Below are 24,564 nucleotides of genomic sequence, written 5' to 3' on the forward strand. Positions count from 1 at the left end.
CTCAGGTTCTGGCATGACGGAAGGTATACAGCTCATTGTTGGCCTAGGTAATCCTGGTGCTGAATATGAACAGACCCGACACAATGCTGGTGCTTGGTTTGTCGAGGCGTTGGCGAGGCACTGCGGTGTCTCCCTGCGCCCCGATAACAAATATCATGGGCTATATGCCAAAGCCCGCTTTGAAGGTCATGACCTTCATTTGTTGATTCCCACCACTTTTATGAATCTGAGCGGACAAGCAACAGTTGCTGTCAGCAATTTCTTTAAGATTCCTGCCTCTGCCATTCTAGTGGCTCACGATGAGATGGACATTCCTACGGGAACCGCACGTTTCAAGCATGGCGGTGGTCATGGCGGCCATAACGGGCTAAGGGATATCATCAGCAAACTTGGCAATGAAAAAGGTTTCAACCGTTTACGGCTTGGAATCGGCCATCCGGGCAGTAGTGATAAAGTTACCGGATATGTGTTAGGTCGTGCACCTAAAGCTGAGCAGCAGGCGCTGAATGATTGTATCGATGAGGCGATTAGAGCCTTACCTGATGCAGTTAAAGGCCAATGGGCTCCAGCTATGAATCGATTACACAGCTTCAAACCGGCCTGATCATAACTGACCTGTTGCCGGTTCACTCACGCAATCAGGATCATCTCTCATGGGTTTCAACTGCGGTATTGTCGGCCTACCTAACGTAGGTAAATCGACCCTGTTCAATGCTTTAACTAAATCCGGTATCGATGCCGAGAACTTCCCTTTCTGTACCATTGAGCCAAACACTGGTGTTGTGCCAATGCCTGACCCGCGTTTGGATAAACTGGCTGCGATTGTTAATCCAGAGCGTATCTTGCCGACGACAATGGAGTTTGTGGATATCGCGGGCTTGGTTGCAGGTGCATCAAAAGGTGAGGGCTTAGGCAATAAGTTTCTGGCCAACATCCGTGAAACTGATGCGATTGCGCATGTGGTACGTTGTTTTGAAAATGAGAACATCATTCACGTGGCTAACCAAGTTGATCCAGCTGCCGATATCGAAATCATCAATATGGAGCTGGCGTTAGCCGATTTGGACTCTGTGGAAAAAGCGATCCATCGCTTAACCAAAATTGCCAAAGGTGGTGACAAAGAAGCTGCGGCTCAAAAGGCGATCTTAGAAAAGATTCAGCCTCATCTTGCAGAGGGTCAACCTTTGCGTAGTTTCGGTTTGAGTGACGATGATCGTAAGCAGATGCGTTCATTTAACTTCCTGACGTTGAAGCCTACCATGTATATTGCCAACGTCGATGAAGATGGCTTTGAGAATAATCCACACCTTGATGTCGTGCGTGCGATTGCCGCAGCAGAAGGCGCAATTGTTGTTCCGGTGTGCAACAAACTGGAATCTGAGATCTCTGAGCTTGATGATGAAGAGCGTGAGATGTTCCTCGCTGATTTGGGTATGGAAGAGCCGGGTCTAGATCGAGTGATTCGTGCAGGTTACGGTTTGTTGGGTTTACAGACTTACTTTACCGCAGGCGTGAAAGAAGTACGTGCCTGGACGGTTAAAGTGGGTGCAACTGCACCAGAAGCGGCAGGTGTGATCCACACAGACTTCCAGCGTGGTTTTATTCGTGCAGAAGTGGTCAGCTATGATAACTTTATCGAATATAAAGGCGAAGCTGGTGCAAAAGAGGCTGGTAAGTGGCGATTAGAAGGTAAAGACTACATTGTTCAAGATGGCGACGTGGTTCACTTCCGCTTTAATGTGTAACTCTCAACGTTTACATTAAAATAAGAGTTGCATCGGATGTGGGTTTCAGTATAATTTGCATCCGAAATTGGCTACGTAGCTCAGTTGGTTAGAGCACAGCACTCATAATGCTGGGGTCGCAGGTTCAAGTCCCGCCGTAGCCACCATATTCAAAAAAGCAGTCGTCATGACTGCTTTTTTCATCTCAAGCCACTTACTTTGGTGGACAGATGCGTCAGAAGTTATCTTGTTAATTTTAAAGATATTTTCTTGACACTTAGCGTATCAATCGACATAATACGCGCCAGTTTAAGGCTACGTAGCTCAGTTGGTTAGAGCACAGCACTCATAATGCTGGGGTCGCAGGTTCAAGTCCCGCCGTAGCCACCATATTTAAAAAGCCGCTTACTTAAGCGGCTTTTTTTATGTCTAAAATAGTTTCTCTAGTAACGCTTAATCTCCCGCTCACAATATTTCTTGTCTAACCATTCTTTCTAAATAGTGTATTTATGAGCAGCTATTGCTTAATAAAAAACACGCTTAACGCTTAAGCAGAGGGTTACCTGCTCGATAAATATGTTAATCTAGCAAAAATTTAGGGCAGGTTGTGCCTGTCAGGGACGTATTAAATAAAACAGAGGTTGACTGACTGATGAAGCAGCGTCTAATTGTAAGCGCTCTAGCCGCAGTAACTGTATTGGCATCTATGCCATCCGAAGCCGCACCCGCTTATCGCCAAATGCGCGATAACATGCCCCGTGTGAATATCTACCAAGACTCTTATGCTTATGCGGGTATTGATATGATGAACTGGAATTACTCCAGCACCTCATCTTCAGGCACTGCGACAAGATTCAATTTTGGGCAACGTTTTGATGAGTTCTTATCTGCAGAAGCCCAATTTGCTTTTGGTGGTAGTGATGGCAATGCGTCAATGAAGTACAACTTAGGCTTGTTTGCCAAAGCAGTAATGCCGATGGGAAATTTGCAGATTAAAGGTCTTTTGGGTTATTCCGCTGCACAATTTGATGTAACAAGCTCAACGATAGATGCTACTGGTGCAACGATAACAACAAAAGCACGCTCTAGCTTATCCAGCATCTCTTACGGTGTTGGTGCTGAGCTTACTGTTTGGCGTGATGTTTATTTGAATGCTGATTTTATTAAATATATTGCAACGGCCAGTAATGATATGAATGCTATTAGCATTGGTGTCGGCACTCGTTGGTAATATATATTTCCTTAATGGATTGCCAGTTTCAGCCAGCATTATGCTGGCTGATTACGTTATAAATCCAAAATATTTATACAGGGCATTAAGCTAGCAGATAAAGGAGTTTGCTATGACTACGCTATTACAATATTGGCCAGAGTTTTTAACAGTTGTCATTATACATTTTCTCGCGGTAGCTAGCCCTGGGCCTGATTTTGCTGTCATTCTACGTCAAAGTCTCTGTGCAGGACCTCGTATTGGTGTTTGGACAGGCATAGGTATAGGTAGCGGTATTTTGGTACATGTGACCTACTCTTTACTTGGGTTAGGCTTGTTAATCGCACAATCAACCACGGCATTTACGGTATTAAAGGTATTAGGTGCTGTTTATCTATTATGGGTGGGCTGGCAATGCTTGAAAGCAAAGCCCGCAAGCACAGAAGAGCAAAACCTATCAGATGTAGAGTACGAGCAGTCTATTTGGCAGGCATGGCGCTTAGGCTTTCTAACCAATGTCCTAAATGCTAAGGCAACGCTGTTTTTTGTTTCGCTATTTTCTGTTGTAATCAGTCCTACAACCCCTATATGGATGCAGGGTATTTACGGTTTATGGATGACTTTAGCGACTGGCTTTTGGTTTGTAGGTCTTGCGTTATTTTTATCTCGCCAACAAGTGCGTAGTTTTTTTCGCCGTATCAGCCACTGGATAGAACGAGTAACAGGGGTGGCGCTGATTGCTCTGGCGGGTAAATTAGCAATGACACAGAACTAAATTTAGCTATAACTATAGTGTTTAAAACAGCCCTAATAGTCGTATTGAACCTCTGAATATAATCAGCTAACGTCATGTTACAAATGTGACGTTTAGTTACTCCCTACTTTCGCAAAGATGATAAGACAATCGATGGAACAATTTAAAAATATTGGCCTGATTGGCCGCATGGGTAGCGTGAAAGTGGTTGATACCATGAAGCGTTTAATCCGTTTCCTGCAAGAGCGCAACCTACATATCATCATCGAAGAGCAGATAGGGGAGGTGTTACCTGGTCATGGCTTGCAAGAGGCCAGTAGTAAGTTAATAGGTGAGATCAGTGATTTAGTGATTGTGGTTGGTGGTGATGGGAGTTTATTGGGAGCTGCCCGTGCGATCGCCAAGTACAACACGCCTGTATTGGGTGTAAACCGTGGGCGCTTGGGTTTTTTAACCGATATATCACCTGATGAGATTGAAAAGCGTGTAGGTGAAGTTTTGGATGGCCAGTTCATCAGCGAAACTCGCTTTATGCTAGATGCAGAGGTTTATCGAAATGGAGAGCCCGTAGGCAATGCGGTGGGCTTGAATGATGTGGTGCTGCACCCTGGTAAATCTGCACGTATGATTGAGTTTGATCTCTATATTGAAGGACAGTATGTCTACAATCAACGCTCTGATGGTTTGATTGTGTCTACACCTACGGGTTCCACCGCTTATGCTTTGTCTGGTGGTGGCCCTATTATGCATCCTAAGCTTGATGCTATTGTTTTAGTACCAATGTTCCCTCATACCTTAAGTAGTCGTCCCATTGTGGTAGATGGCAACAGTGAGGTGAAAATTATCATCGCTGAAGACAATGACGCTTATCCTCATGTCAGCTGTGATGGGCAGACACATTTGGTGACCAAGCCTGGTGATGTGTTATATGTGAAAAAGCGTCCTTATAAGCTACGCTTGATCCATCCTGTAGATCATAACTTCTACGAAATTTGTCGAACTAAACTGGGCTGGAGTAGTAGTTTTGGAGACTGATCCAGATTCGGCCTTAGCTCATAATATCCCGCCTGCTGCGGGTTATGATCTTATAGGTGATGTTCATGGCTGCGCCCACACATTAGAACGTTTATTGGTTTTGCTAGACTATCGTGAGATTGATGGTATTTGGCAGCATCCTGAACGCAAGGTGATTTTTTTAGGCGATATTGTCGATCGAGGCCCGCGCATTCGTGAGTCTTTGCGCTTGGTATATCGTATGGTCGAAGCTGGTCACGCAGTTATGATTATGGGTAATCATGAACATAATGCATTAACCTACTGTACCCGTGCCCCAGAGGGATTTGGAAGTGAGTTTTTACGTGCCCATACACCACGGCATAACCGCTTGATTAAAGAAACTTTGGAGCAGTTTGAGTATTATCCAGATGAGTGGGCGAAATACTTAGATTGGTTTAAAACTTTACCTCTCTTTTTGGAGCATGAGCAGTTTCGAGTTGTTCACGCTACTTGGAATCTTGGTCTTATCCGACAGCTACAACAGCAGTACGGGCAAAATAGCTTAACCGATGAGCTGTTGCTTGAGTCTGTGCAGCAGGGTAGTTTTGGCTTTACTTTGATGGAGCAACTAACCCGTGGCTCTCATATGAGGCTGCCAGAGGGCGTTGAAATTCACAGCGGTGATGGCTTCACTCGTCGCACTTTTAGAACACACTTTTGGGCAGAAAATCCACAGACTTATGGTGATGTAGTTTTTCAGCCAGATAATTTACCCGGTGATCTTGAGGATCGTCTTTTAAGCTCAGAAGAGAAGGCCAATCTGCACTATTATGGTAAGCAGGAACGCCCTATCTTTATCGGTCATTATTGGTGTGAAGGTGTCCCTGCGTTAGTGACGCCTAATATTGCATGCCTCGATTACAGCGCAGTGAAGTACGGCAAGTTAGTCTGTTATCGCTACAGTGGTGAAACGCAGTTAGATGCGGGCAATTTTATCTGGGTGTCAGTGGAGCGAGATGAGTACTAAGCCTTACATTTTGTAAAGTTTTGTCGCTGCCCCTTGGAACTTTGATAAATGGCCGCACACTAAAGACTATGGTTATCCTCAAAGCCTGTGCTAAAAATAAGGTGAGTGACAGGATGGTTACTCCAGCGAGTTGATCCGGCAGCATATCCCAGTGCTGCCGGATTTTTATTTTCTAGTCACTTGTTATTGTGAGAATAGAGTAGATGATAAAAGTACTAGAGGTGCCTCTTGAGCAAGACCTTTCTGAGTTGAGCCAAGAGCTTTGGGCTAGGCGTATTGGTCACCGCATTAATGAACATAATGGCCACCAAGAGATTTGGCTGGCTGATCCCGCTTATTTTCCTGAACTACTGCAACTACTGCGTGATTGGCAGCAAGGGCAACTTACCCATACGATAAACATTAAGCCAAGAGCCAGTATTGGTAAGCAGATTGAGATGGGGTTTAGGCAATGGCCTTTCAGCTTGCTGTTGATCATGGTCAGCACGTTAATCACGGCTGCAATATTTTTGCTGTCTAGCGATCAGCTGCTTTCTATGCTTACCATTGTGCCTGTTGTGTTACAAGGCTCTCAGCTTATTCATGGTGATCTGAGCACGGTCTTACAACAAGGTGAGCTATGGCGTTTACTCAGCCCCATGTTTTTACATTTTGGTTGGCTACACCTTGCCTTTAACTGTTTATGGATCTGGGAGCTTGGCCGCTTAATTGAAACAGAACAATGTAGTAAAAAACTGTTGGTGGTCGTTTTAGTGTCGGGGCTTGTTGCTAATCTCTCTCAATATATGATGGGAGATGTCCTGTTTGGCGGCTTGTCAGGTGTGGTATATGGCTTGCTGGGCTATTGCTGGTTTTGGGATAAGTTTGCACGTACCCCTCTGTTTTTCGTACGTAAAGGCGTATTTATTGCGTTGATGATTTGGTTAGTTTTTTGTTGGCTAGGTGGTAGCGCAGTACTCGGATTAGGTAACGTTGCCAATGCTGCACATATTGGCGGGTTGATAGCAGGTAGTTTATGGGCATGGATAGCATTGAAAATATTTGGTGAAGGGCGGCCTAACTCTCGTCGAATATAGGCTATCGCTCTGAAATAATCGGTTAATGCTGGGCAAAAGCTGATCAGGCTTTATAATTCAGCTTTCTGCGATACCTACTTTAATACTCAAGTATTGTCCTCGGAGTGGTTATGACACTACAAGATCTGATTCAAAATATGACACCTGATATCTATAGCAATCTGCGCCAAGCGGTTGAACTTAGAAAGTGGCCAAATGGTGTACGTTTGACGGAAGAGCAGGTTGAATTATGTATGGAAGCTGTCATTCGTTTTGAGATTCAACACAATCTACCAGCTGCTGACAGGGTAGGCTTTATGGAAGATCAGTGTGAAAGTGATAAAGAACACACCGATATTATTAAAATCATGCACTGATCAATAAAGCGTTTCTTAACAGTATTTCTAGGAGAAGACAGCATGACTGTGCTGACAGGTTTACTTCATAAAATGTCGGTACAAGATGCTGTGCCTGTCGAGTATCGCTTGAGCCTGAGTGATGAGACTGTATTGCTGAACGATCTTGTTGGCCAGCAAGTTACTTTACGCTTTCATGGCAAAATTTTTTGTACACATTGTGGCAAAAAGACTAAAAAAAGCTATTCACAAGGTTTTTGTTACCCTTGTTTTAAAAAGCTAGCTTGTTGTGATCTCTGCATCATGAGTCCTGAGAAATGCCATTATAGTGCTGGTACTTGTCGTGAGCCTGAGTGGGGCGAGCAGTTTTGCTTTCAGGATCATATTGTTTATCTAGCAAACTCCTCAGGCTTGAAAGTAGGAATCACTCGTGAAACTCAAGTGCCTACGCGTTGGATTGACCAAGGTGCAAGTAGCGCGCTACCAATCTTAAGAGTAAGTTCACGCTTACAATCTGGCTTGGTAGAGGATCTGTTGCGCAATCATGTCTCGGATCGTACTGATTGGCGGACAATGTTAAGAAAAGAGGCAGAGCCAATTGATCTGTTAAGTGAGCGAGACCGCTTACTAACAGCCTGTGCTGAGCCTTTGTTGGCACTGCAACAGCGCTTTGGCATTGATGCAATTCATCCATTGCCTGACGCACAACCTTTCGTATTTCAATATCCTATTGAGCATTACCCTACAAAAGTCAGCGCGCTTAGCTTAGACAAAACACCTGAAATTACAGGGGTATTGCAAGGTATTAAGGGGCAGTATTTAATTTTGGATACGGGTGTACTTAACATTCGTAAATTTAATGCCTACGAAGTTGAGTTAGCGTATTGAATAGAAGCTTTAATTTGCACTGCCGCCGAAAGTAACGGCGGCAAGTAGCAGCTTTATAGCATAACGGCCTGGTTATACTGTTCGACCCATTTGACAAATTCATGACTGGGGATAGGCGGACTGTAGAGATAACCTTGCGCTAATTGGCAATGATTTTTGGTTAGCAGCTCTGCTTGATATTCTGTTTCAACGCCTTCGGCAATGACTTCTAAGTTAAGGTTGTTAGCTAAAGAAATTACAGAGGTAATCAGTGCTTGATCACTGATTGATTGTGCATTTTTGGGCATAAAACTGCGGTCAATTTTTAGACGATCAATAGGTAGGTTTTGTAATCGACCTAGGGATGAGTAACCTGTTCCAAAATCATCAATGGCAATCTGTATACCTAAGTCTTGAAGCTGTTTTAGTACGCTAGCGACTTGCTCATTTTCTTTCATTAGTGCGCTTTCTGTTACTTCTAGCTCCAAGCAATGTGCAGGCATTTTTGTCTCAGCCAATACTTGCAATACATCCTCTAAGAATGGGCTGCGTAGCAGCTGTATCATGGACACATTCACGCTGATACGTGACAAACCTAACCCTTTTTGGTGCCAACAAAGGAAGTCGAGGCAGGACTGCCTTAGGATCTGTTTTCCAAGGGGGATAATCAGTCCAGTGTTTTCTGCTGCGGGGATAAAATGATCAGGGGGAATTCTACGCTCTGGGCTTATCTGCCAGCGTACCAATGCTTCTGCACCTGCAATTTTGCCGCTATCAAGTTCAATTTGGGGTTGGTAGAACACTATAAACTCTTCTAGCGACTCGCTGACAGCACGGCGTAGGTCTGTTTCAATTTCCATTTTTTGAATGGCATTGCTGGTGAGCTGAGCAGTATAGAATTGATAGTTATTTTTACCCGTATCCTTCGCTCGATAAAGTGCAGTGTCAGCATTGCGAAGTAGAGTGTTGGCACATGCACCATCCTCAGGGAAGCAACATAACCCTATACTTGCAGTAATAAATAATCGCTGCCCATCAATCACGAAAGGTTCTTTGAACATTTCTAACAAGCTATCTGCAAAAACTAGATTGGTTCGGCGATGATCTAGTTTGCGGCCTAATAAAATAAACTCGTCACCTCCTTGTCGAGCCAGTAAGTCGTCTGGTGCTATCAATGTAGCTAAACGTTGCGCCACTTGCTGCACCAAAATATCACCGCTTTCGTGACCAAGACTGTCGTTGATATTTTGGAAGTTATCAATGTCGATATATGCGAGACAGAATTTTTCATGTTGTTTCGTTGAATCTGGAATTAGGCTGTTCAAACGATCTCTAAACTGCGGCAAGTTGGGAAGTTGAGTTAAGCTATCTTGCCCCGCAGAAGATTGATGTTTTAGCTCATTAATTTCATACATCGTCGCAATATAGCGTTTGGTATTATTATTAGGATCTTGCAAGGCATAGATTTTTTGCCAAACATGCTGAATCTCACCATTTTGTTTTCGATTAATAATCTCGCCTTGCCACTGTCCTATGCGACTGATTTGTTCCCAAAGAGCGGTATAAAACTCTGGCTCGTGTAAACCTGAGTTTAGCAGTTTAGGCGTTTGTCCAACGGCTTGCTCACTGCTATAGCCCGTGAGCTGTGTAAAAGCTGGATTTACACTGAGAATTTTCCCCTGTGCATCGGTAATCATGTAACCTTCAGTGGCGACATTAAATACCAGTGCGGCTTGATCTAGTTGCTCTTGATGTTTTTGTTGTTCACTGACATCTTCAATTGCAGTAATCACGCTTTCCAAAAAACCATGCTCATTGACGATGGCAGTCCAGTCAATTTGAGCAATAAAAATTTCTCCATGGGCATTCAACTGTTGCAGCTGCAGTGAGCCATTAAGTTGCTGCTGTTGGACTGACTGGAAAGGTTCTAATAGAAGCAGCTCCAAGCCTTGAGGTGTAGGGCATAGCTCAGATAGCTGTGTTGGGAATGGTTTATTTAAATAATGATAACCTTCATGTGCGGCTTGGTTCGCAAATAAGATCTGTCCATTGGGATCATACTGAATAATTTGGTGACTAACGGAGTGTAATATTTGTTGAAGGTGGTCAGCGTGGCGGTCAAGATTATCTTGAATGCGATGCTGTTTTTTCAAGCCCTGCTGTATCAGAACGAATATCATCAAACCAGTAATTGAAACGAACAACCAGCCCTTATAGGTTTGCAGTAATGAGAGTGTTTCGGTATTGCTGACAAGATGTTCTAAAGCACGATCAGAGAAGTAGATCCACAACAGTGAAAACAAGGTATAGGTCAACGCAACTTTAAGCGCTAGCTTTTGGCTGGAGTAATGAGGCTTGCTCTGATCTTGTTTTGGCATAGCGATTGGCGGCCTTTTTTATCGGCAATTCAGTGACGCTAATCCATTACCATCGTCTGATTATAATTATAGATTCCAATTAAACTGTACCTTCGCCAACTGGCTAAAAGCTAAGCTTTTTTAGGTTCAGCTTACTGCTGGCACATTAATCACATAGTAGAATAAAAAATCTGCTCAGTGCAGCTTGTTTCCAGCATTTATTCGAGAGTATTTGTTTATTTTGCTACAGAACACATTTTTATGATGTATTTTTGTAACTTGTAGTCTAATGCATAGCCTATTGATCCGGTTAGCCTGTAACCGCCTCCTACTCGGCAGTTTTGATTTGTAGCTGGCTGATTAGAAACTATTTGAACGATAAGATGTTACTGCAACGGATAACAAGATCTACCTTCACCAGCGTCCAGACACTAAGAGTGAATTATGACTCAATCTACTTCAAACTCGGTTATCTATCTTAAAGATTATCTTGCGCCTGCATTTTTGGTTCAGGGGGTGGAGCTGACTTTTGATCTTTACCCAAATCAAACGCGTGTATTCGCCAATATTCAGTTTCAGCGTAATGCCGAACGTGAGGCCTCTCTACCTTTGCAGTTGCATGGTTCAGACTTAAAACTGATCAGCCTTGCTATTGATGGCGTTGTTTTGACCACAGCTCAATATCAAGTCAGCGACGAGCTATTGACGATAAACACTGTGCCTGATCAGTTTGTATTAACTTCTGAGGTTGAAATTGATCCGGCTAACAACACCTCGTTAGAAGGTCTGTACCGTTCTAACACTATGTTTTGTACACAATGTGAGGCTGAAGGCTTTCGTAAAATCACTTATTACCCCGACCGGCCAGATGTAATGGCAGCTTTCACCACAACGGTGATTGCAGATAAATCTGAATATCCTGTGCTGCTCTCTAATGGTAACTCTGTAAAGCGCGGTGATTTAGATAACAACCGCCACTTTGTGACTTGGCAAGATCCTTTCCGTAAGCCCGCCTATCTGTTTGCGTTGGTGGCAGGTGATTTACAAGTAGTAGAAGATCGGTTTGTGACTTCATCGGGTCGAGAGGTCGTTTTAGAGATTTGGGTCGAGCCAGAAAATTTAACCAAGTGTGATCACGCAATGGCTTCGCTAAAAGCAGCGATGAAGTGGGACGAAGAAGTTTATGGCCGTGAATATGATCTCGATATCTATATGATTGTCGCCGTGAATGATTTCAACATGGGAGCAATGGAGAACAAAGGGCTGAATATTTTCAACTCATCCTGTGTTTTAGCCCGCTCTGATACGGCCACAGATGCCGCTTTTCAGCGTATTGAAGGGGTGGTGGCTCATGAGTATTTTCACAACTGGTCAGGGAATCGTGTGACCTGTCGAGATTGGTTTCAGTTATCACTGAAAGAGGGTTTCACGGTTTATCGTGATCAATGCTTCTCAGCGGACATGAATGATGCAGCCGTTAAAAGGATTGAAGATGTGGCCATGCTGCGCACAGCACAGTTTGCAGAAGATGCGGGCCCCACTGCTCACCCTGTACGCCCAGAGCAATTTATTGAGATTTCTAACTTCTACACCTTAACCATTTATGAGAAAGGCTCAGAAGTAGTGCGTATGATTGCTAACTTACTGGGTGAAGCGCTGTTTCGTAAAGGCTGTGACCTTTATTTTGCACGCCACGACGGTCAGGCTGTCACAGTAGATGATTTTGTGGCCGCAATGGCAGAAGTTTCAGATATCGACTTCACTCAGTTTATGCGTTGGTATAGTCAAGCAGGTACTCCAGAGCTGCAAATTACGGATCAATATAACGCAGAAAAGCAGCAGTATCTGTTAACGTTCAAACAACATACACCAGCGACTCAGGGGCAAAAAGATAAGCAGCCGCTACATATTCCAGTCAAGTTAGGATTGTTGAATCAAGCTGGGCAGGATATGGCTTTGCACTTATCTGAGGGTGAAGCGTCAGGTGCTCAAGGTGATCAGTGCCGAGTGCTTCACCTGCGGGAAGCTACGCAAACTTTTGTCTTTGAAAATGTCATTGAGCAGCCAACGCCCTCTCTACTGCGAGGTTTCTCTGCGCCAGTTAAAGTGAACTTCTCTTATAACCAAGCGCAGCTGTTACATTTAATGCAGCACGACAGTGATGGCTTTAATCGTTGGGATGCGGGTCAGCGTTTGGCTATTGATGCTTTGAAGTCAATGATTACAGCGTTTAATTCAGGGTTGATGCCCATACTAGATACGGCGCTAGTTGAAGCTTTCCGTAGTTTGTTAAATAGCTCCTTATCACCTGCAATTTTGGCCGAGATGCTTGTGTTGCCAAGTGAAGCTTATCTGGCAGAACAATATGAAGTGGTGCCTATTGAAGCCATTCACGCTTGTCGTAATATCGCACGCAAAACTCTTGCCCAAGGCTTACAAGTCGAGTTAAAGCAATGCCTACAGGCCAATCTACTTGAAGGCAACTATCGTCCTGTAGCCGAAGATATTGGTAAGCGTCGTTTGAAGAATACTTGCCTAGCTTACTTGATGAGTTTAGAAGCGCCAGAAGTGGTTGACCAAGCATGGCAACAGTTCAACCAAGCTGACAATATGACCGATGTGCAAGCTGCACTGGTACAATTGGTTCACTCGAAGCAGGATGATAAAGCAGATGCAGCACTGAAAAAGTTTGAGTCAGATTGGCAGCAAGATGCGTTAGTGATGGATCAGTGGTTTGCTGTACAAGCCTCTCGCCCACAACCTGATGCATTAGCGCGTGTAAAAGCCCTAATGGAACACTCCGCTTTTAGCCTAAAAAACCCTAATAAGGTACGTGCTTTAGTCGGCACATACTGCAACCAAAACCGGGTTAATTTCCACAGTATTGACGGCCATAGTTATCGCTTTCTAGCAGATGTAGTGTTGGCGCTGGATAAAATGAATCCACAAATCGCGTCACGTTTGATTACGCCATTGGCGCGTTGGCAGAAGTTAGATCTGAAGCGTCAGGGTTTGATGCAGGCTGAACTTCAACGTATTGCACAAGCTAAACTTTCTAAAGACTTATTTGAGGTTGTGAATAAAGCATTAGCATAAAATCAAATAGCCCGAGCATCTAAGATGTCCGGGCTATTTTTATCCGCTTATTGACCACTTATTGCTACAGTCATGCCTCGCCAATCTGTAGCTAAAGCTAAGGCCAAAGCTTAGTGGTGATGACCACCTGCACCATGAACATGGCCATGATCTAGCTCTTCAGCGCTTGCTTCGCGCACATCAACTACTTCAACATCAAAGTTAAGTGTTACACCCGCTAACGGGTGGTTTGCATCAATAGTTACCATGCCATTTTCAACTTTAGTTACAGTTACTGCGATTGGCTGGCCAGTGTTAGATTCAGCATGAAACTCCATGCCAACTTGAACCTCTTCAACGCCTTGGAACATTTCGCTTGGTACTTCTTGTACTAAATCAGGTACATGCTCGCCATAGCCATCTTCTGGGGCGATACGTACAGTTAGTTTATCGCCAGCAGCCTTACTTACTAAAGCGTCTTCTAAGCCAGGTATGATGTTAGCCGCACCGTGCAGGTAAACTAATGGTTCTGCACCTGATGAACTGTCGATGGTTTCGCCAGCATCGTTAGTCAGTGTGTAATGAATAGATACAACAGCATTGTCTTGAATTTGCATGGCTCGCCTCGTATAAATAAACTATTTTGAGCTAAATAAGGTCGTCAGCATAACACAGCAAACGGTATTTTTTAGCCAAAAAGGACTATTTTATGGCTTGCGTGGAAAAAAATTGCTTTTGTTAACAGAGACAATAAACTAGTACACCATATAAAACATTACAAAAAATAATAGAATTTAACTTGTAAGACGCTGATTGCCATTTGTGGCTGCACGATCTTTTTAGATTGCCAAATACAGAGTCTACCCCTCTTTTGATACGCAACAGGATGTTTTGACTATGAGAAAAAACCTGCCCATTACACAGGTAGAGCGTACTTTTCCTAAAGATGTGCCTTTGGTTTCAACAACCGATCTAAAAGGGCAGATCACTTATGTTAATGATGCTTTTGTTGAGATATCTGGTTTTACCCGTGAAGACTTGATGGGCAAAGCACATAATATGGTACGTCACCCTGATGTACCACCTCCCGTTTTTGAAGATATGTGGAAAACCCTAAAGCAGGGTAAGCCTTGGATGGGCATTGTTAAAAACCGTTGTAAAAATGGCGATTACTATTGGGTAAATGCTTTTGTAACCCCAATTATTGAAAATGGTCATGTCATTGGTTACCAATCAGTACGGTCTACACCTAAAAAGAATCAAGTGCGTCGAGCTGAAGAGATTTATGCTCGGGTTAATAAAGGCGGAAAGCGCTTCAGTCTTTACGATGTGAATCTGAGCACCAGTATGCCATTGCTGGTACTACTTTCTGCATTTACTCCGACATTAGGCGCATGGGTTCTTGGCCTATCTCCAATGGTGAGCCTTGGTATATCGGCTGCGACCGCTGTATTGGCCATTATGATGGTAAGCTTTTTCTTAAAACCATTAAAACTAGCGGCAGGGCGTGCGAAAAACTATATCGACAGTCCAGTTTTAATGGAGATGTATGGTAACTGTACCGCTGAGGCTGGCCAGCTTTATTTAGCGGCAATCATGCGTGAAGCTAATGTGAATGCGATGACCACGCGCATCTCTCACTCTGCTAAAGAACTGTATGCATTAGGCGATGAGACCACTCGGATTGCAAACCATGCTTCTGAAGCGATTAATCGTCAAGCCGCTGAGGTTGAGCAAATTGGTACAGTGATTGGGCAATTGTCAGGTGCGATTGAAGATGTCGCCAATAATGCCAATAACGCATCTGATGCTACGCATCAAGCTAACGAGCTAGCTCAGCAAGGCAAGACGGTAGTAAGTGATACGGCAACAGCTATTAATATTTTGGCTTCCGCTATTGAAAATGCGGCTATTCAGGTTGAAAGCTTGCACCAAGCTACTGACGATATTTCATCTGCTATCAGTGTGATTACAGAGATCGCAGATCAAACAAACTTACTTGCACTGAATGCAGCTATTGAGGCAGCGCGTGCAGGTGAGCAAGGCCGAGGTTTCGCAGTAGTTGCTGATGAAGTGCGCGCACTGGCTCAGCGTACACAGGACTCTACTAGCGAGATCTATGGCACGCTTGAGCGCTTGAAGAAAGAAACCAAAGAAGTGGTTCGTGTCATGAAGTCTAGCCAAGACAGTGCTAATGACTGCGTTGAGCAAGCACAAGTTGCGGGTGAAACACTAGATGCGATCAGTAGCACTATGCAGTCTATTACTGATATGAGTCAGATGATTGCGGCGGCTGCAACAGAGCAGAGTGCAGCATCTGAAGAGATTCGTAACAATTTGGACTCTGTGAATGCTGCGGCTTCTGAAGCTTCTATAAGAACGAAAGAAGCCTCTGACAACCTGATTAATAACGTGAAGCAGATCATGCAGAGTATTGCACGTTAAGATATTTTTTCAGTGCGCTAGCTAGAGAGATCCCTGCCTTAATTTAGGCAGGGATTTTTTGTTTTAAGCGATAACAAAAAAAGCCAGACAACCGTCTGGCTTAAACTAAGGGTAGAACAAGCATAAAATAACAGAGTGTAGCTGAAACTTAACGTGGATCAGGGTTGTCCCAGCGATCCTTTTTACGATATTGTGCCTTAATGCGAATGGCTTGCTGTTGTGGCTTCATTTGCTGAAAACCCACCCACATCGCGGCAGCTACCACTGTAGTCAATAATACAGAAATCATGAGTTCTACTGCCATGGGATTCCCCTTAAAACCTATTCATCAAATTCTTCTCTCACTTTCAGACTACTCTATGTTGGAAAAGTTGCCAACAAAATGTCAGTTAAAAATGTATTTATTGTGATGAATTAAACATAAAACATTATTTTTATCTTGGCTTGCAAGCTAAAGCTAGAGCTATTAGGCTTTTGCGCTCTTGATAGGGAGCCAAATCAAATGCGTTATGAAATCATTCCAGTCACTGCCTTCCAACAAAATTGCACTTTGCTGTGGTGCGACAAAACCAAACAAGCTGCGGTGGTTGATCCCGGTGGAGATATCGATCGTATCTTGGCAAAAATAGAAGAGCATGCACTAACACTTACGAAGATTTTATTGACTCATGGGCACATTGATCACGCTGGTGCAACTTCAGAACTGGCTAAGCGTGCTGGTGTTGAGATTGAAGGGCCGCATCAAGAGGATGGTTTTTGGTTGGAAGGGTTAGCCCAGCAAAGCCAAATGTTTGGGTTTCCTCCTTGTGAAGTATTTACACCAAACCGTTGGTTACAAGATGGTGATACAGTTCAAGTGGGTGAACATCAGCTAGAGGTTTTACATTGTCCTGGTCATACACCGGGTCATGTGGTTTTTTACCATAAGGACAGTGCGCTAGCGTTGGTGGGTGATGTGCTGTTTCAAGGTTCGATAGGCCGAACAGACTTTCCTAAAGGTGACCACGCAACGCTGATTCGCTCTATTCGAGAGAAACTGTTTCCGTTAGGCGATGATGTAGTTTTCATTCCCGGCCATGGACCAAAGTCCAGTTTTGGACGCGAGCGTAACAGCAACCCTTTCTGTGGCGATAATACTAATCGCTAACTGATATTTGTTAAGTCGCTTCTTGAATATTGCTGTTCAGTGGCGGCTTAATATGACCTCTCCCATCTGTGCAAAACTAAACTCAGAAAAACAAATACCCGCCGGAGTTTCAAACTGCACCATCAATTTAGGTTGATGGCAGCAATGGTGAATTTTTTGTCTGAAACCTAGAAACACCTTAGGATTTGACAACATAAAAATATCGCTATGTTGACTTAAGTACTCTCTAGCACCTTGGCATGCCATATGAGTAATACGACCCGCCATATTCAACATACTGTGATCGATTTTATGCTGCACTTGATGTTGCTGTTCAGAGGCAATATTTAGAATCAGATCTTGGCTGAAGCTTAGCGCGATAGAGCCAAACTCCTCATTAATTTGCAAATTAACCAACCCAGTAACAATACCTTGGGAAAGCTCATGCTTTTTGACCTTGATTTTTCCTGGGCAGGGTACGCAATGAGTAATTCTAGTTAGCGTATCCATAATGGAGTGCAGAATTGGATTGATATAGTCCGCTCTCATAATCTCACCTACTATCCATCCCTGATATGGGTGGCTTAGCCTTGGCTGAACAAAGGGGGGGATGTCTTTAGGACATCGGTAGGCTTGTGGCCTGATGTTGATATTAGGCTTAATGCTCTAAGCTGTATATGGGATATTACAAAAACAAAATGAACTCTATTTTTGTTTACAAATGAAGAGGTTGGACTGTTTTTCGATAACAAAGTGTTACGGATAATGCTTGGGTACTATTTATTTTGTATCGACCAATTCGTAAGTAAAAAAAATCAGCGTGCCCACTCTATTTTTTATATCAATAGAGTGGAGAGGACACACGCTGATCTCGCTGTTAATTCAGGCTAAATTATATGTCACCATAATTTTTCTGAAAATGTGGCCTGTTGACGCATGAGGCAGAAAGTCGCATCTTAAAACAACATCAGCTTAGGCCGTTTGATTAGAATAGCGATTGCGCTGGCCACACCATCCACAAGGCCATAAGGCCCGTACTAGCACTGATCAATACCGTTGGTATAAGTGCTTTCCACTCGACCTTCCCATCAGTCGAAGTTAGTTCAGGCCAAGCTTTTAATAGCGGTAATGCCAAAATCACCAAAGCATAGATATTCACATCCGCATAGTAGTGGGCATAAGCCAACACCAATATCCACAGCGCCATGGCACCCTGAGTACAGGCCAGCATTAAGTCATCAGGCAGCCTAATCACTCGGGCTAGTAGCCATAGACCGCCTAGTACTGCTGCGACCGCTCCTGTCATTTGAGCCAAAGCCAATGAGCTGCTAATACCAATCACAATGGCAGACAGAATGATCATCGTCAGTAAACTGGCGGGAAAGCGAAAGCTATTCTTCTGTTGATCTGAGGCCAATATGGCGACACCTAGCAATAGTAACCAGCCTACTAGATGAGTAAAAAGATCAATCGTACTCATCCGGCCTACTAGTGGCTGTGCGACTAGCGCAAATGCCAACATTGAGCTGATACCAAAACCACTCATACGAATGTTTTTGGGCAGTCGGGTTGCCAGTACAGGCACTAACGTCATTAATAGGAACCAGTCTAACGCCTGACGAGGCGGAAATTGCCAGCGGGTGTGAATTCCTTGTGCAGCCGTTAACCAAGCCAACCAAATGAGCACTGGTGCCGCCCAAAATACGGCTTTCTTATAACCTGCGCCGTCTAACTTATAAATCACTAAGCCTAAAACGATTGCTGCCAGTAACGGGTACACCGCAACTGGCAGCAGCATCGCTAAAGGTGAAGTTTCTTCACCATACATAACGAAAACCTTTTTGAAGATAAAAACCTATCAGTTATTACTGACGGATGCCTTCAACAAATAACTCAACTGTTACATCATCACCGATGCCACCTAGCATCTGATCAACACCAAACTCTGAGCGTTTGATGGTGACAGTACCGTTGAAGCCGCTACGGTAGTTGCCCCAAGGGTCTTTGCCTTCACCGATTTTAACGATGTTTAGATCAATGTTTTTAGTTACACCATGGAGTGTAAACTCACCGCTTAAAGTGCCTTCTGTTGCACTGCCTTTATAGCCGGTTGACTTGAAAGTGATCTCTGGATACTGCTTCACATCTAAAAAGTCAGGGCCTTTGATGTGCTTATCACGGGCGGCGTGATTACTGTCTAGACTGTTGCTGTCAATTTTAACTACGATTTTCGAGGCAGTTGGATTTGCCGCATCGTAGCTGTAATTACCCTCAATGGTATTAAAGCGAGCAACAGTTTCACTAAAGCCTAAGTGATTGATCTTAAAAAGAACCGCAGTGTGTGCAGGGTCCACTTTGTAGTCTGCGGCGAATACGCTGCCAGAAAGTAGAGCCGTTGAAAGTAAAGCAGGAGTTAGAAAAGACTTCATCATAGTGGTAATCCTAAATTAAGCGCTATGCTCTGTCTGAGCAAATTACATGAGAGCATTGTAGGCTAAAAAAATTACTATGATAATGAGCGTTAAATGGCATTCACTATTTCTTTTTAGTAAACAATCTTTTGCTTGTTATCCGCTTTAATGAAAAGCCATGCTTTTGCATGCAGTGATGCTTGTTATTTTTAGAGGCATATGGGAAAGGTTGAAGATGGATAAATACACCGCAATGCGCGTTTATTGTCGAGTTGTTGAGCAAGAGAGCTTTGCCGCAACAGGGCGTGACTTAGGCATTTCTACGGCAATGGTGAGTAAGCATATTGCGGCATTAGAAAAAGAGCTGGGTATTAGATTGCTCAATCGTACTACCCGCCGAGTAAACCCTACCGATGAAGGCTTATACTATTACAACCGTTGCTGCAATCTATTGGCTGAACTAGATGAGTTAGAGTCCTCCGTTTCACAGCAAGGTCAAGAGCCTAGAGGGGTATTACGTATTACTGCACCTATGGACTTTACTTTGTTGCACTTAATTGAACCCATCAAACAGTTTCAGCAGCAATATCCTTTGGTGCGTATAGAACTTGATTTAGACGACCGGCAACGCAACTTAATTGCAGATAAGTTTGATGTTGCGATTCGCATTGCTCACTTAGCCGACTCTAGCATGGTAGCGCGTAAGCTGACTCATTGCACAGGTGGCATATATGCTGCCCCCAGTTATCTTGCTGAAAATGGCAGTCCGCAGTTACCCGCAGACTTACAGCAGCACCGTTGTCTGTTGTATACCAATCTTGCCCAGGATCGAAATTACTGGGTATTTAATGAACCAGATGGTGGTAAGCAGCGTGTACGTATTCACTGGTCGATGGCTGCAAATAATGGTCGGGCATTGTGTGAGGCTGCGGCTCAAGGGCTTGGTATTATCCAGCAGCCTGATTTTATAGCGGCGCCTTTTGTAAAAGAGGGGCGCTTGCAACAGATATTGCAACAGTACCCCGGACATGATTTTAATGTGTATGCGGTCTATCAGCAGCGGCAGTTTTTAGCAACTCGCATTGTTGCTTTTGTAGACTACCTAGTGGACTACTTTAAACAGCATCAGCGCTGGTAAGGGTCAGGATGAAAGCTTAAAAATACTCACTTTTTGTAACAGCTGCTTTGATACTGCGCTGAGATCAAAAGTCGCACTTTTTAGGCGCTCTGTTTCATGGCTATTATCATCAGACAACAGACTTAGCTTTTGCATACGATGCTCGGTTTGATAAGCCAAGTTCGCTTGGGCTTGAGCATCTTTGGCAATGATGTTGATCTCTTGTTTAACTTGTCCAATAAGATGTTCGACTTGTTGCATTAACTGTTCAGACTGCTGTTGAGCACTTTCAATGGCGGCAACTTGTTCATGGGCTTGAAAGATAGAGTCTGAGGTTGCGTGGTTTGCCTCTGTTAAATTACCAATTAATCGACTGATATTACTGGTGTTGTCTTGAGTTCTTGAGGCTAAGGCGCGCACCTCATCTGCCACAACTGCAAAGCCCCTACCATGTTCTCCTGCTCTTGCTGCTTCAATAGCTGCATTCAAAGCCAATAGATTGGTCTGCTCTGAAATCGCGTTGATAATCTCTACTACTTGGCTAATATCTGCCGTCGTACTATTAAAGTGCGTGAGCTTTTCGCGAGCATTGTGCACCGAGCTGACCATCAACTGAATTTGCGTTTGATTGGATAACAGTGCCATACGGCTTTCTGCCATTAAGGCGGTGCTATTGCTTAATAAATCATTGGCGGCGGTAAGCTGAGTTTGGTTTTTATCCACGGCCTGTGTCAATTGTTGCATCTCCTGTTGTGTGCGCTGCACCTCTTGATCTTGGCTATTTTGGCGCTGTGAAAAGCCTAACGCTTGTTGCTCTAATTGTTGGCAAGCTGCTGCTGAAGTATGCCCAGCTTGCTGCATTCCCTGTAGCAGATGTGCCAAGCCTGTTTGCATTTGTTTAATACTGGAGAACATCGCCAATAACTCGCTAATTTTAGGCTGTTCAGTGTCGTAATGGCTGGATAAATCTCCCGCTGTGATCGCTGATAGCCACAGTTGTACTTGGCGCAACGGTTGCGTAATTTGGCGTACAATAAGCCGTGCCAATAACAGGCCTAAAATCAATGCTAATGATAAACAAGAAATCAATAATTGTTGGTGTTGTGCTTGGCTGAGTTGGGCGTGCTCGCTGCTATTATCTAAGGCTTGACGTACCTCTTGAGTTAAAATTTTAGCTTGTTCTTTTACAGGTACGTAGCTTGCAGCATAACCTTTGTTACCGCCTTGCCACAGTTGGTCTACCTGTATGATATTACCTGCCTCTAACGCGTTGATACTGGGGATAAAAGTGCTGGTAATGAAGTGCTGTAAAGCTTGTTGATAACGCTGATATTGATTTGAAAGCTCCCCATGATCAACACTTTCTGTCAGTGCAATCTGACTCAGTAACTGGGCCATATTTTGTAAGCTTTTTTCAATTGCTTGATTGTTTTCGTGAACTGTTTTTGCTTCTTTTTGCCAGTGCTGTGCCTGATCACTTAAACGCGCTTGGCCAATATGCACACGGCTATCCATCACTTTATGATCAATAATTCCAAGCTGGTTTTGCAGGTGACCGAATAAGGTGACCTGTTCTAAATCTGAGGCCATCTGTTTCTGACTTTGTAACACGACACCACCGGTTAAAAGTAAAAAGGCCATTAATACTGCGACCAAACCATAGAGTTTGAAACGTAAAGATAAGGTGCGGCTTGTAAACATGATCAGCTCCGTGCAGGCGTCAAGTTGTGGTAATAAGCTCACATGATGCAGGCTTAAACTTAAGCGAGGCTTAATTTTAGTCTCTGATTGAGTCGCCTTAGTCAAACTGTGATCCAGTTCACGGCTTAGGGTATTACAGGCTAGATAAGTAAAGGCTTTAAGCTTGAGTTAAGTTTTCTTGGTTACTCTGAACACTCAATTGTACAGGAGGTCATGTCCATGAAAGCTCAATCCAAAGCTTATAAAACACTATTTGCGCTCAGTCTGCTCAGCTCTGCTTTAATGCTGTCGGCCTGTGGTTCAGGAGGTTCTAGTGGCTCTACAAGCGAGAACACAGAAAGCAGCCACTCACCCAGCACCATGAGTACAGCAGCAAGCATTACAGGCACAGTACCCGGCACTTTAATTGAAGCCTTTGGTGATAACGGCTCTTATTACGCTGTAGAGTCCACTCATACAGAAGATGGTCGCCACCCTTTTACTTTGAATTTACCCGCAGGCGTGGGCTACCGTTTGGTGATGACAACTAATAAGGGTACGGCAGATGAAGTGGTTACACCCATTGGCTTTCGAGATAACACAGGTACTTTGCGTACACGTTTGATGATGGGGGTTAATAATCAAGTAAGCCTTGGTCATATCCCTTTACCGATGAGCCGTGCCGAATCTGCAAACTTAGATCAAGACCAAGATGGCGTGCTCGATGCACCTATTGTATTAGATGATTACAGTGAAGCCATAAACCCATTACTGCATACTGATGCTGATAGCGATGGCATTGAAGATTATAATGACCTTGATCATGGCGGGTATCAATATACGGGGCAAACACAAGACCCCGCAGATCATGATCATGATGGCATCCATAACCATTATGACAAAGATTATAGCGTGTCGGCAGGTGTCAAAGATGACGACCGAGATGGTTTAATTGATGATGTGAATGATAGCAACCCAAGCAATATTATAGGGGCTAATCGCTATTTCGATGATGATAAAGACCGCAACGGCTATCACGATGATGACCTAGATAAGGATGGTCATCATGACGACGATAAAGACCGTGATGGTTATCATGACGATCTAGACAAAGATGGCCGCCATGATTCAGAACAAGATCATGATACTGACCATGAAGACAAGCAAGACCACGACGACTAGCCTATACGCTTTAATTGAGCTGACAGGTAGGCGTTTTTATTAGCGGCTGTGTTAAACTCTGAGCTATTTCCCCAACCGTCATATCAGATATAAGCCCTGCGGATGAATAGCTCAGACCAACCTTTAAATACGCCTATTTTAGTGATGGACTCTGGAGTAGGCGGCCTGTCTATTGTGCAAGAGATTCAGCGCCTTAGTCCTGAGCGTTCGGTGTTGTATTTGGCTGATAATGCGGCATTTCCTTATGGTGACAAAAGTGAATCTTGGCTGGTAGAGCGAGTAGTGGCTTTGGCATTAGCACTGGTGCATCGCTACCCTATTCAACTGATGGTTTTAGGCTGCAATACCGCTAGCACAGTGGTGCTGCCAGCACTGCGAGCTGCACTTAATATTCCGGTGGTAGGGGTTGTGCCTGCAATTAAACCTGCCGCTTATTTGTCTAAAACTAAACATATCGGTTTGCTAGCCACTCCCGGTACAGTAACTCGCAGTTATACTGATCAGTTAATTACAAACCATGCCGAACATTGTCAGGTCAGTCGATTAGGTACAACGGAAGTGGTGAAATTGGCAGAAGATAAGTTGGCGGGTCGCGCTGTCGATTTAGACCGACTTTTACAAGCGGTTCAGCCACTGTTCCAAGTTTCCAGCATTGATACTATCGTTTTAGGCTGTACACACTTTCCATTATTAAAAGCAGAGCTTGAGCAGATCTCTCCACGGCCTATCACTTGGGTCGACTCTGGCTCTGCAATTGCTCGCCGAGTGGAAGAGTTGCTATCCAGTGCAACACTTCAGAAGCATAAAGCACAGCATAAAGCGTTGTTAACCGCAGAGGTTACGCTTGGCTCTCAGCTCTATCAGTCTTTAAATCAATTAGGCTTTGATGAAGTAGAGGTTTTTGAAGTGAGCAGTCTAGGCGCATTGGCTTAGACCGCTCTATTACTGAAGTATTTAGACTTAAACTATTCGCTCAATCCCTTGAAGCTTGTGATTATCCCCAACGGTCACTCTAAAGCGGCCATGTATACCATTGTGAGTGACGAAAGGGCGAAACACGTTGGCGGGTAATTGTACCCGCCTGCCGTATGTGTCATGCACGATCACGTTTCTAACCTGACCGCTGTAATAGGACATATATTCTTCCGCACTGACGCTGATTGAAAAAACATATTCCTGCAT

At 44.0% G+C, this 24,564-nt stretch carries 23 protein-coding genes and 2 tRNA genes; 17 read left to right on the forward strand and 8 right to left on the reverse strand.

Annotated features, from left to right (window positions below; translation table 11 throughout):
* Nucleotides 1-13 precede the first annotated feature (13 nt).
* From pth to B5D26_RS02235, 11 genes are all read left to right on the forward strand, one after another.
* Nucleotides 14-604 carry an aminoacyl-tRNA hydrolase gene (gene pth, locus B5D26_RS02185; protein WP_078744052.1) on the forward strand — a complete coding sequence of 197 codons (591 nt, stop codon included), beginning with the start codon at nucleotides 14-16 and terminating at the stop codon, nucleotides 602-604.
* A gap of 49 nt (nucleotides 605-653) precedes the next feature.
* On the forward strand, nucleotides 654-1,745 hold the full coding sequence (gene ychF, locus B5D26_RS02190) for a redox-regulated ATPase YchF (protein ID WP_078744053.1): 1,092 nt from the start codon (nucleotides 654-656) through the stop codon (nucleotides 1,743-1,745).
* Nucleotides 1,746-1,814: 69 nt separating this feature from the next.
* Nucleotides 1,815-1,891: transfer RNA gene (locus B5D26_RS02195), tRNA-Met, on the forward strand.
* Between the two features lie 146 nt (nucleotides 1,892-2,037).
* Nucleotides 2,038-2,114, forward strand: a tRNA-Met gene (locus tag B5D26_RS02200).
* Nucleotides 2,115-2,376: 262 nt separating this feature from the next.
* Nucleotides 2,377-2,955 (forward strand): outer membrane beta-barrel protein, encoded by a 579-nt coding sequence (locus B5D26_RS02205; protein WP_078744054.1) that lies wholly within the window; start codon nucleotides 2,377-2,379, stop codon nucleotides 2,953-2,955.
* A gap of 112 nt (nucleotides 2,956-3,067) precedes the next feature.
* Nucleotides 3,068-3,709 carry a LysE family translocator gene (locus B5D26_RS02210; RefSeq protein WP_078744055.1) on the forward strand — a complete coding sequence of 214 codons (642 nt, stop codon included), beginning with the start codon at nucleotides 3,068-3,070 and terminating at the stop codon, nucleotides 3,707-3,709.
* A gap of 132 nt (nucleotides 3,710-3,841) precedes the next feature.
* Nucleotides 3,842-4,723, forward strand: a complete 882-nt coding sequence (locus tag B5D26_RS02215) for an NAD(+) kinase (protein ID WP_078744056.1) — start codon at nucleotides 3,842-3,844, stop codon at nucleotides 4,721-4,723.
* Complete coding sequence (locus tag B5D26_RS02220; protein ID WP_234985153.1) at nucleotides 4,713-5,711, forward strand: metallophosphoesterase; 999 nt, start codon at nucleotides 4,713-4,715, stop codon at nucleotides 5,709-5,711. The genes B5D26_RS02215 and B5D26_RS02220 overlap by 11 nt, the downstream gene beginning before the upstream one ends.
* Nucleotides 5,712-5,914: 203 nt before the next feature.
* Nucleotides 5,915-6,787 (forward strand): rhomboid family intramembrane serine protease, encoded by an 873-nt coding sequence (locus B5D26_RS02225; RefSeq protein WP_078744057.1) that lies wholly within the window; start codon nucleotides 5,915-5,917, stop codon nucleotides 6,785-6,787.
* A gap of 110 nt (nucleotides 6,788-6,897) precedes the next feature.
* On the forward strand, nucleotides 6,898-7,143 hold the full coding sequence (locus tag B5D26_RS02230; protein WP_078744058.1) for a YeaC family protein: 246 nt from the start codon (nucleotides 6,898-6,900) through the stop codon (nucleotides 7,141-7,143).
* A gap of 42 nt (nucleotides 7,144-7,185) precedes the next feature.
* Entirely contained in the window at nucleotides 7,186-8,010 is an 825-nt protein-coding gene (locus B5D26_RS02235) for a DUF2797 domain-containing protein (RefSeq protein WP_078744059.1), read from the forward strand.
* A 53-nt stretch (nucleotides 8,011-8,063) separates the two neighbouring features.
* Here the strand turns inward: B5D26_RS02235 and B5D26_RS02240 are convergent, their stop codons facing one another.
* The gene (locus B5D26_RS02240) at nucleotides 8,064-10,367 is read right to left on the reverse strand and encodes a sensor domain-containing protein (RefSeq protein WP_078744060.1); all 2,304 of its coding nucleotides are present in this window, start codon (nucleotides 10,365-10,367) and stop codon (nucleotides 8,064-8,066) included.
* Between the two features lie 423 nt (nucleotides 10,368-10,790).
* Between B5D26_RS02240 and pepN the strand changes: the two genes are divergently transcribed.
* Nucleotides 10,791-13,442: an aminopeptidase N gene (gene pepN / locus B5D26_RS02245; protein ID WP_078744061.1), complete on the forward strand. Its 2,652-nt coding sequence runs from the start codon at nucleotides 10,791-10,793 to the stop codon at nucleotides 13,440-13,442.
* Nucleotides 13,443-13,552: 110 nt separating this feature from the next.
* Here the strand turns inward: pepN and B5D26_RS02250 are convergent, their stop codons facing one another.
* Nucleotides 13,553-14,038, reverse strand: a complete 486-nt coding sequence (locus tag B5D26_RS02250; RefSeq protein WP_078744062.1) for an FKBP-type peptidyl-prolyl cis-trans isomerase — start codon at nucleotides 14,036-14,038, stop codon at nucleotides 13,553-13,555.
* Nucleotides 14,039-14,318: 280 nt separating this feature from the next.
* Here B5D26_RS02250 and B5D26_RS02255 point away from each other — a divergent pair, with 280 nt between their 5' ends.
* The gene (locus B5D26_RS02255; protein ID WP_078744063.1) at nucleotides 14,319-15,866 is read left to right on the forward strand and encodes a methyl-accepting chemotaxis protein; all 1,548 of its coding nucleotides are present in this window, start codon (nucleotides 14,319-14,321) and stop codon (nucleotides 15,864-15,866) included.
* 148 nt (nucleotides 15,867-16,014) lie between these two features.
* Here B5D26_RS02255 and B5D26_RS16135 read toward each other — a convergent pair whose 3' ends face one another.
* Nucleotides 16,015-16,170 carry a hypothetical protein gene (locus tag B5D26_RS16135; protein ID WP_159445564.1) on the reverse strand — a complete coding sequence of 52 codons (156 nt, stop codon included), beginning with the start codon at nucleotides 16,168-16,170 and terminating at the stop codon, nucleotides 16,015-16,017.
* A 198-nt stretch (nucleotides 16,171-16,368) separates the two neighbouring features.
* Here B5D26_RS16135 and B5D26_RS02260 point away from each other — a divergent pair, with 198 nt between their 5' ends.
* Nucleotides 16,369-17,013 carry an MBL fold metallo-hydrolase gene (locus tag B5D26_RS02260; protein WP_078744064.1) on the forward strand — a complete coding sequence of 215 codons (645 nt, stop codon included), beginning with the start codon at nucleotides 16,369-16,371 and terminating at the stop codon, nucleotides 17,011-17,013.
* Nucleotides 17,014-17,049: 36 nt separating this feature from the next.
* On the opposite strand, the gene B5D26_RS02265 is transcribed toward B5D26_RS02260, so the two are convergent.
* From B5D26_RS02265 to B5D26_RS02275, 3 genes are all read right to left on the reverse strand, one after another.
* Nucleotides 17,050-17,541, reverse strand: a complete 492-nt coding sequence (locus B5D26_RS02265) for a chemotaxis protein CheX (RefSeq protein WP_078744065.1) — start codon at nucleotides 17,539-17,541, stop codon at nucleotides 17,050-17,052.
* Nucleotides 17,542-17,977: 436 nt separating this feature from the next.
* Nucleotides 17,978-18,820 carry a hypothetical protein gene (locus B5D26_RS02270; RefSeq protein WP_078744066.1) on the reverse strand — a complete coding sequence of 281 codons (843 nt, stop codon included), beginning with the start codon at nucleotides 18,818-18,820 and terminating at the stop codon, nucleotides 17,978-17,980.
* A 37-nt stretch (nucleotides 18,821-18,857) separates the two neighbouring features.
* Entirely contained in the window at nucleotides 18,858-19,424 is a 567-nt protein-coding gene (locus B5D26_RS02275) for a YceI family protein (RefSeq protein ID WP_234985154.1), read from the reverse strand.
* A 214-nt stretch (nucleotides 19,425-19,638) separates the two neighbouring features.
* Between B5D26_RS02275 and B5D26_RS02280 the strand changes: the two genes are divergently transcribed.
* On the forward strand, nucleotides 19,639-20,541 hold the full coding sequence (locus tag B5D26_RS02280; protein WP_159445565.1) for a LysR family transcriptional regulator: 903 nt from the start codon (nucleotides 19,639-19,641) through the stop codon (nucleotides 20,539-20,541).
* 3 nt (nucleotides 20,542-20,544) lie between these two features.
* On the opposite strand, the gene B5D26_RS02285 is transcribed toward B5D26_RS02280, so the two are convergent.
* The gene (locus tag B5D26_RS02285; RefSeq protein ID WP_139776574.1) at nucleotides 20,545-22,221 is read right to left on the reverse strand and encodes a methyl-accepting chemotaxis protein; all 1,677 of its coding nucleotides are present in this window, start codon (nucleotides 22,219-22,221) and stop codon (nucleotides 20,545-20,547) included.
* Between the two features lie 219 nt (nucleotides 22,222-22,440).
* On the opposite strand from B5D26_RS02285, the gene B5D26_RS02290 reads away from it, so the two are divergent.
* Together B5D26_RS02290 and murI are read left to right on the forward strand one after the other, a co-directional pair.
* Nucleotides 22,441-23,382, forward strand: coding sequence for a hypothetical protein (locus tag B5D26_RS02290; RefSeq protein WP_078744069.1), 942 nt, complete (start codon nucleotides 22,441-22,443; stop codon nucleotides 23,380-23,382).
* 102 nt (nucleotides 23,383-23,484) lie between these two features.
* Nucleotides 23,485-24,315: a glutamate racemase gene (gene murI / locus B5D26_RS02295; protein WP_078744070.1), complete on the forward strand. Its 831-nt coding sequence runs from the start codon at nucleotides 23,485-23,487 to the stop codon at nucleotides 24,313-24,315.
* A 27-nt stretch (nucleotides 24,316-24,342) separates the two neighbouring features.
* Here the strand turns inward: murI and B5D26_RS16655 are convergent, their stop codons facing one another.
* Nucleotides 24,343-24,564, reverse strand: a complete 222-nt coding sequence (locus B5D26_RS16655; protein WP_078744071.1) for a DUF2835 domain-containing protein — start codon at nucleotides 24,562-24,564, stop codon at nucleotides 24,343-24,345.

The organism is Oceanospirillum multiglobuliferum (genome assembly GCF_900167095.1).
Taxonomy (GTDB): domain Bacteria; phylum Pseudomonadota; class Gammaproteobacteria; order Pseudomonadales; family Halomonadaceae; genus Oceanospirillum; species Oceanospirillum multiglobuliferum.